Below are 2,178 nucleotides of genomic sequence, written 5' to 3' on the forward strand. Positions count from 1 at the left end.
TTGTCTTCCTAAGACCGCTTGGCCTCCGACTTACAAGAGCAGAGATTACTGACTTTCTTGAAGTTCTGAATACAAGCAAAGATAAATCGCTTCCTGTCATCATTTATGGCAAGAATGGACAGCTTCTGTTTAAGGACGTAACAAACAATACCACAAAGCTTATCGACAGAGATTCTGTAAACGAAGTACTCGAAGTTCTTTCGTTAAGGAAAGCTTCATGACAGTGCTGCATGGTCAGTCTATTTTTGAAAAAGGGGATGAGCTTTTTGTCCGTCTTCCTGAAAATCCAAAAGTGACTGTAAGGGTGGTAGCGGTTCCTATGATAAAGGACAGTGATGTCTGTTATGGGTGTATCTTTTACAACATTTGCAGAAAATACCCCGGTAACAGTCCTTTTGCGTGGCACTGCTATTCAACAATATTCAAAAAGACCGGGGAACAGTAAGGGATGTTTCAAAGCCTTTTGAAAGAACTGTCACCCGCGTTCAGAAAAATCGAAAGGATAATGAGTCAGAAAGTAGGGTGGGGCTTGTGGTTCATAAAATCACATTACACCTGGCTCAGCATCCTGGTTCTTTTGATAGTGGGTGGAATCTTGATTTTTACTGTCAGCTGGATTTGCCGGTATGACAGATTCGACTGGTGGAGGTGGAAAAGAAGGGCTGTCTTTAAGTTTATTCGATATGCACTCACGTTGTGTGCGGCTAAAATTTTGATCATGATTATGTGAGGAATAATTTGAATAGAGTAACAATACACGGAAGACTTGCAGATGATGCAAAAAGTTTTCTTGTAAATACTGGCGAAAAGGAAATGCCGATGATTTCCTTCAGCCTTCTGGACTACGGTACTCCGCATCAGAAAAGTGAACCGATGATTATCGAGGTTCATTTTATGAAGGATATCGGAGCCAAACTTCTTCCTGATTTAGTAAAAGGAAAAGAAGTTGTCGTAGATGGTTTTCTTACCCGTAAGGACTATGTAACCCGAAGCGGAATAGAAAAATCAAAGCTTTATATTTCAGCATCAATTGTGGAGTTCACTGGCAGCTCATGCAATGCTGAGGGAGGAATGTAATGGGCATAAAAGTAACGATTGAGGTGAGCAAAGAAGATGTTGAAACACTGGCACAGACTATGGAATGCACAGAAGATGAAGAACTTAAGGACTTCATTGAACGTGTTTTGCGGAACACTAATGTATCATGCAATGACTCTATTGATATTGCTAAAGAGATTTGCAAGGTAAATCCGTTCAGCATGTCGTAAACCTTGTGAGGTGCTTATGAAAAGCTTTAAGCGGTATCAGTACAGGGGCGTACCTACAGAAGAAGGCTTACCTGCAAATGGAGACTATATCTTTCCTGATGTGACAATCAGGTTTAAGGACGGTTATTTGAGTGATTCTGTTGATGAAGAAGGAAATGTTCTTCCTGCAATAGAAACTCATGACGGAAGCCATATTGAACACTGGAAAAACGGAGTTCTTCATTGCGAAAAAGCTCCTGCAATTATTGATACGCACGACAACTACGAAGAATGGTACAAGGAAGGAAAGCCTGTACCGCCGGGAGGAAACAATGGAAAACTTGTTGACAGCGAAGCAGTTTGAAGAGCTTACAAAAAAGCTTGAATCAAACGAGCTGTATCAGAAATCAAAATCGATTCATAAAGTTCTGCAGTATAAAAGATTCAAAGAAAGTGAAACAGGAAAATACATAAACGGCCAGATTGTCCGCCGCGAAGACGGATATTTACTTGAAGGTGACGAAGGCTTTGATGAAATGAAAGCCAAACTTGTCATTTATAACTTTGTGGATGGTGTACTTCATTCAGAAAACGATGAACCTGCTGTTCTGTATCCAGGTCACTGGGAAATCTGGGAACATGGTCTTTTGAAGAAGGTCGTGACTGATGGCGGAGACATAGAAGAGTTCTGGGAAAACGGAGTTCCAGTCCGCATTGAAACAAACCTTGCTGAGCGCCGCAGAAAGGAGGCTGAGAATGGAAAATAATGCAGAAAACATAGAGGCGGAAGAAAGTCAGGAACCAAATGAGGAAACACCTGCTTCAGAAGCCTTAAAAATGCAGACCTTTACCAGACTTCCTGGAGGCGTTGATGAAACAGATTCTGAAAGAATGAAGCGTATGCTTTCTGTTCTGGATGAGATTTGTTCTA

At 41.2% G+C, this 2,178-nt stretch carries 6 protein-coding genes; all 6 read left to right on the forward strand.

Features of this window, described 5'->3' with window-relative positions:
• Nucleotides 1-221: hypothetical protein (locus ACKI5B_RS11610; RefSeq protein ID WP_407428922.1), on the forward strand; the 221-nt coding region annotated here is incomplete at its 5' end.
• On the forward strand, nucleotides 218-445 hold the full coding sequence (locus tag ACKI5B_RS11615) for a hypothetical protein (RefSeq protein ID WP_407428924.1): 228 nt from the start codon (nucleotides 218-220) through the stop codon (nucleotides 443-445). The genes ACKI5B_RS11610 and ACKI5B_RS11615, both read left to right, overlap by 4 nt.
• A 293-nt stretch (nucleotides 446-738) precedes the next feature.
• Nucleotides 739-1,077 carry a single-stranded DNA-binding protein gene (locus ACKI5B_RS11620; RefSeq protein WP_407428926.1) on the forward strand — a complete coding sequence of 113 codons (339 nt, stop codon included), beginning with the start codon at nucleotides 739-741 and terminating at the stop codon, nucleotides 1,075-1,077.
• On the forward strand, nucleotides 1,077-1,268 hold the full coding sequence (locus ACKI5B_RS11625) for a hypothetical protein (RefSeq protein ID WP_407428928.1): 192 nt from the start codon (nucleotides 1,077-1,079) through the stop codon (nucleotides 1,266-1,268). The genes ACKI5B_RS11620 and ACKI5B_RS11625 overlap by 1 nt, the downstream gene beginning before the upstream one ends.
• Before the next feature lie 16 nt (nucleotides 1,269-1,284).
• Nucleotides 1,285-1,611, forward strand: coding sequence for a hypothetical protein (locus ACKI5B_RS11630; RefSeq protein WP_407428930.1), 327 nt, complete (start codon nucleotides 1,285-1,287; stop codon nucleotides 1,609-1,611).
• Nucleotides 1,580-2,014, forward strand: a complete 435-nt coding sequence (locus ACKI5B_RS11635) for a hypothetical protein (protein WP_407428932.1) — start codon at nucleotides 1,580-1,582, stop codon at nucleotides 2,012-2,014. Before ACKI5B_RS11630 ends, ACKI5B_RS11635 begins: the two co-directional genes overlap by 32 nt.
• The last annotated feature ends 164 nt before the right edge of the window (nucleotides 2,015-2,178 follow it).

The sequence above is a fragment of the Treponema sp. genome, from assembly GCF_045657965.1.
GTDB lineage: Bacteria > Spirochaetota > Spirochaetia > Treponematales > Treponemataceae > Treponema_D.